Origin of the sequence: Pseudolysinimonas sp. (assembly GCF_031389465.1) — a bacterium.
Classification (GTDB): Bacteria; Actinomycetota; Actinomycetes; order Actinomycetales; family Microbacteriaceae; genus Pseudolysinimonas_A.
Map to the genome: position 1 here is coordinate 1 of NZ_JANMSQ010000039.1, position 5,194 is coordinate 5,194.

The 5,194-nt window shown below is 68.4% G+C and carries 6 protein-coding genes; 4 read left to right on the forward strand and 2 right to left on the reverse strand.

Translation table 11 applies throughout. The features are described from left to right. On the reverse strand, positions 1-547 hold a 547-nt coding region (locus RMO30_RS01590), incomplete at its 3' end, for a trimeric intracellular cation channel family protein (RefSeq protein ID WP_397427871.1). Between the two features lie 15 nt (positions 548-562). Next, complete coding sequence (locus tag RMO30_RS01595) at positions 563-1,297, reverse strand: NAD(P)H-binding protein (protein ID WP_309708611.1); 735 nt, start codon at positions 1,295-1,297, stop codon at positions 563-565. Between the two features lie 69 nt (positions 1,298-1,366). On the opposite strand from RMO30_RS01595, the gene recO reads away from it, so the two are divergent. From recO to RMO30_RS01615, 4 genes are all read left to right on the forward strand, one after another. Then, on the forward strand, positions 1,367-2,104 hold the full coding sequence (gene recO / locus RMO30_RS01600; RefSeq protein WP_309708613.1) for a DNA repair protein RecO: 738 nt from the start codon (positions 1,367-1,369) through the stop codon (positions 2,102-2,104). Beyond that, a complete protein-coding gene (locus RMO30_RS01605; RefSeq protein ID WP_309708615.1) occupies positions 2,101-2,880 on the forward strand; it encodes an isoprenyl transferase in 780 nt (259 codons plus the stop codon). Before recO ends, RMO30_RS01605 begins: the two co-directional genes overlap by 4 nt. A gap of 296 nt (positions 2,881-3,176) precedes the next feature. Further along, on the forward strand, positions 3,177-4,223 hold the full coding sequence (locus tag RMO30_RS01610) for an aminotransferase class V-fold PLP-dependent enzyme (RefSeq protein ID WP_309708617.1): 1,047 nt from the start codon (positions 3,177-3,179) through the stop codon (positions 4,221-4,223). A gap of 25 nt (positions 4,224-4,248) precedes the next feature. After that, positions 4,249-5,194: glycine--tRNA ligase (locus RMO30_RS01615; RefSeq protein WP_309708620.1), on the forward strand; the 946-nt coding region annotated here is incomplete at its 3' end.

Below are 5,194 nucleotides of genomic sequence, written 5' to 3' on the forward strand. Positions count from 1 at the left end.
CGATGGGGACGGCGACGCCGAGGTTCACGAGCACGACGAGGGTCGTCGTGCCGACGAGCGCCGCGACCGCGTACAGCGAGCCGACGTGCATGAGGGCGATGGGAAGTGCGAGTAGCAGGTCGCGCAGAATCGAGCCGCCGACCGCTGCGAGTACGCCGACGAAGACGGCAGGCACTTCGGGCAGCCCGGCGGCAAGTGCGGCCGTGGTGCCGATTGCCCCGAACAGCCCGATCGTGAGGGCGTCGAGCACGGTGATGACGTTCGCGAGCCGCGAGAAGATTCGCTCGAGCAGCATCCCGATCAGTGCCGCCCCGGTCGCGACCGGCAGATACCAGTTGCTCTGCAGCGCCTTCGGCGTCTCGTTCAGCAGGATGTCACGCAGCAGACCCCCGCCGAAGCCGGTCGCGATGCCGATGATCGCAACGCCGAGCAGGTCGAGCCGCCGGTCCCGGAACTGGGCGGCGAACATCGCACCCTGAAGCGAGCCGATGCCAACCGCCAACAGGTCAGCCCAGAACGGGATCACGAAGGCGGCCACGGCATCCATCCTCTCGCGGGCGAGCTACTTCGAGGCGCCGGAGGCGAGCCACTCGTCGAACGTCTGCGTGCCGTAGCCGGGCAACCCCGCGAGGTGGTGGCCGGCCTTGAACGCGGCGAACGTCTTTCCCGGCAGCCCCATCGAGAGCACCCGCTGCTGGGCGCGGCCCGCGCGCTGCAGGCGGGAGAGGATGTCGCGGGTCTCGAGGATCTCGGGGCCACCGATGTCGGCGACCCGTCCGGCGGGGGTGCCGGTCGCGAGTTCCGCGAGCCGGGTCGCGACGTCGACGACCCCGATCGGCTGCACCTTCAGCCCGCGCAGGAACAGCCGCCCGCCGAGCATCCCGAGAATCTCGCCGGGGAACGAGTGAAACTGGGTGGCCCGCAGGATCGTGTACGGGATGCCCGACGCGGCGATCGCGTGTTCGTTGGCGACCTTGTCGCGGTAGTAGAAGTACGGGATGTCGTCGACCCCGACGATCGACAGGAAGATGACGTGGCCCACTCCGGCTTCACGGGAGGCGACAAGCAACCGTTCGGTGTCGGGTAGATCCTTTTTGCGGTTCGTCGCGAGGTGCACGACGACCGTCGCGCCGGCGAGCGCAGCGTCGAGCCCAGTGCCGGTCGACAAGTCGCCGACGACGCGGCCCTCACCCGGGGTGCGGCTGAGCGCACGCACGTCGTGTCCGGCAGCGCGCAGTCGCTCGACGAGCGGCCCACCCGGGCCTGAGGTGGCGCCGGTTACGAGGACCGTTGCCATGGTGTCTCTCTCCTAGCCGCGCCCGTCACGTCCACATCTTCCCAGTGAAACCGCGGGAGACTTATCCCCATGGGCATGACGTATCGCGACGAGGCCGTCGTGTTGCGCACCCATAAACTCGGCGAGGCCGACCGCATCGTGACGATGCTCAGCCGGCAGCACGGCAAGATCCGCGCCGTGGCGAAGGGCGTGCGGCGCACGGCGTCACGGTTCGGCGCGCGGCTCGAACCGTTCATGGTCGCTGACCTGCAGTTGTACAAGGGCCGCAGCCTCGACATCGTGCAGCAGGCGGAGTCGATCGGGGCTTACGGGGCCGACATCGTCGACGACTACCCGCGCTTCACTGCGGCGACCGCGATGGTCGAAGCCGCCGACCGGCTCACCGACCACGACGCCGGCCTTCAGCACTACCTGCTGCTCGTCGGAGCGCTGCGTTCGCTGGCAAAGGCCGAGCATGCGCCCGGGCTCACCCTCGACTCGTACCTGTTGCGCGCCCTCTCGATCGCGGGGTGGGCGCCCTCGTTCATCGACTGCGCGGTGACCGGCGAGGCCGGCCCGGGTCACACCGCCTTCGTCGTGCAGCTCGGCGGTGTGGTGAGCGATGCCGTCGCCCCGCCGGGAGCCCCGCGACTCGACCCCACGACCCTCGGAACCCTCGCCGCCCTGCTCGCGGGTGATTGGTCGACCGCCGAGGAGGCCGACGAACGCACCCGCGCCCAGGCATCCGGTGTCGTCGCCGCCTACACCCAGTTCCACCTCGAGCGCGGCCTGCGCTCCCTGCAACACGTCGATCGGACGATTGCGTGACCGGGCTAGCCATCGATTGGACGGGGCTTCGGCCGCCGGCGGTGAGTGCGACGGCGGTGCCGAAGCACGTCGCGCTCGTGATGGATGGCAACGGGCGCTGGGCGAACCAGCGCGGCCTCTCGCGGGTCGAGGGGCACAAGGCGGGGGAGGCGAGCCTGCTGGATGTCGTGGCAGGCGCCATCCAGATCGGGGTGACGCACCTGTCGGCGTACGCGTTCTCGACCGAGAACTGGTCGCGCAGCCCCGACGAGGTGCGCTTTCTGATGGGCTTCAACCGCGACGTCATCCGTCGGCGTCGTGACCAATTGCACGAGTGGGGGGTGCGCGTGAAGTGGGCCGGGCGTCGCCCGCGGCTGTGGCGTTCGGTGATCGACGAACTCGAGGTTGCCGAACGGCTGACGGCCCGCAACACGACCCTGACCCTCACGATGTGCGTCAACTACGGCGGACGCGTCGAGGTCGTGGATGCCGTGCGCGCCATCGCAGCGGATGTCGCGGCGGGGCGCATCAAACCCGATCGCATCAGCGAGAAGACGTTGCAGAAGCACCTGTACGTGCCCGACCTGCCGGATGTCGACCTGTTCGTGCGCTCGTCAGGAGAGCAGCGCACCAGCAACTTCATGCTCTGGCAGTCGGCGTACGCCGAGATGGTGTTCCTCGACACGCTGTGGCCCGACTTCACCCGCGAAGACCTGTGGCACGCGATCGAGATCTACGCGGGGCGTGCACGTCGCTTCGGGGGAGCGGTCGACGCGCCCGATCCGGCTGTGGGCTGACGGCCATTGCCCAGTGTGTCATTGCGTCGCGCGACGGATCGCGCGACAATAGAAATGTCCATCGCGGAAGCTTTGGAAAGTGAGCCCGGCAGCTCTCCGGACGGTGAGTCGGCCGGGCTTCGCGCTGCCTAGAGACGCATCTCGATGATCGGCAGGGCGGAGAACGTGTCCGACGACATGCGTCGACTTAGGTGACTGGCGTCCAGCAAGGTCTGCCGTAGACCGCGGCGCCGAACAGGCCGCCTCTGTCGTGGCGGCCTCTTGCCGCCCGGAACGCGTCGGACGAGACTCGGGCCATGGCTCACTCCGCGGCGCTCGCCGCCGCGATCGACCAGTTCGGAGATCCGCGGGGCTATCTCGCCGTCGCGTCCATCGGACTTCCGCCCCGCTCGGCCGTCGAGGCGATGACCGCCGACCTGACGGCGTGGGCGGCGGCCGACCGCGACCCGCAGGGCTACGACCCGGTGATTGCGCGCACCCGGGAGTCGTACGCTCGTCTCGTCGGCATCCCGGCGGAGCGCGTCGCGATCGGTTCGCAGACCTCGGTGCTCGCCGCTCTCGTCGCGGCCGCCGTCCCCGAGGGTGCCGAGGTGCTGATTCCCGAGGGCGACTTCTCGTCGATCGAGTTTCCGTTCCTGCAGCGGCCAGGCATCCGGGTGCGCGTCGTGCCGCTCGAGGCGCTCGCCGACGAGATCCAAGACGACACCTGGTTGGTCGTGTTCTCGCTCGTGCAGTCGGCGACTGGTGTGGTCGCCGAGGTCGACAGCATCCTCGAGGCGGCCGCGCGGCACGACACCTTCACCTTCTGCGACGTCACCCAGGCGGCGGGGGTGCTGCCGGTCGACGCGAGCCGGTTCGACGTCACGGTGTGCCACACCTACAAGTGGCTCTGCGCGCCTCGCGGGGTCGCGTTCCTCACCCTGAGCGAGCGGTTCGACCCGTTGCTCACCCCGCTGCAGGCCGGCTGGTACGCGGGGGATGACGTCTGGACGAGTACCTACGGACCGGCCATGCACCTGGCGACTGACGCGCGGCGGTTCGACGTGTCGCCGGCGTGGCAGGCGTGGATCGGCGCCGAACAGTCGGTAGGGCTCTTCTCAGGTCTCGACATCGCCGAGGTGTGGGCGTTCACGAGCGGGCTCGGCGATGCGCTGTGCGAGGCGGTTGGCATCCCGGCGCAGCGGCAGGCGATCGTCACCTGGCCGGATGCCTCGGGCGGCGACCTGAGGAAGTTGATCGACGCCGGGGTGCGGGTCTCCGGGCGTGCGGGACGGTTGCGCGCCTCGTTCCACCTCTGGAACGATCTGACCGACGTTGAGGCGGTCGCGCGCGTCGTGAGGTAGCTGGCGCGCCGGTATCCTGGCCAGGATGTCTACGCCCACCCCCCTCGACTCGATCATCTCGCTCGCGAAGCGTCGCGGCTTCGTGTTCCAATCCGGTGAGATCTACGGAGGATCTCGGTCCGCCTGGGACTACGGGCCGCTCGGCACCGCGCTGAAGGAGAACATCAAGCGCGAGTGGTGGAAGTTCATGGTGCAGACCCGTGACGACATCGTCGGCATCGACTCCTCCGTCATCCTGCCCAAGCGGGTGTGGGAGGCCTCCGGGCACGTGGATGTCTTCTCCGACCCGCTCGTCGAATGTCAGAGCTGCCACAAGCGCTACCGCGAAGACCACCTGCTTGAGGCGTTCGAAGAGAAGAAGGGCCGCGTTCCTGAGAACGGGATGGCCGACATCGCCTGCGAGAACTGCGGCACTCGTGGGCAGTGGACCGAGCCGCGAGCGTTCAGCGGACTGCTGAAGACCTACCTCGGCCCGGTCGACGACGAGGCCGGGCTGCACTACCTGCGCCCGGAGACCGCGCAGGGCATCTTCGTGAACTTCGCCAACGTGCTCTCCAGCGCCCGCATGAAGCCGCCGTTCGGCATCGCCCAGGTCGGCAAGAGCTTCCGCAATGAGATCACCCCCGGAAACTTCATCTTCCGCACGCGCGAGTTCGAGCAGATGGAGATGGAGTTCTTCGTGCAGGCCGGCACTGACGAGGAGTGGTTCACCTACTGGATCGACCAGTGCGAGCAGTGGTATCTCGGCCTCGGGATCACCCCCGAGAACCTGCGCCGGTACGAACATCCGCAAGAGAAGTTGTCGCACTACTCGAAGCGCACCGTCGACCTCGAGTACCGCTTCGGGTTCACCGGCAGCGAGTGGGGCGAGCTGATGGGGGTCGCCAACCGTACCGACTTCGACCTCTCGACCCACTCGAAGGAGTCGGGCGTCGACCTGTCGTACTTCGACCAGACGACCAACGAGCGCT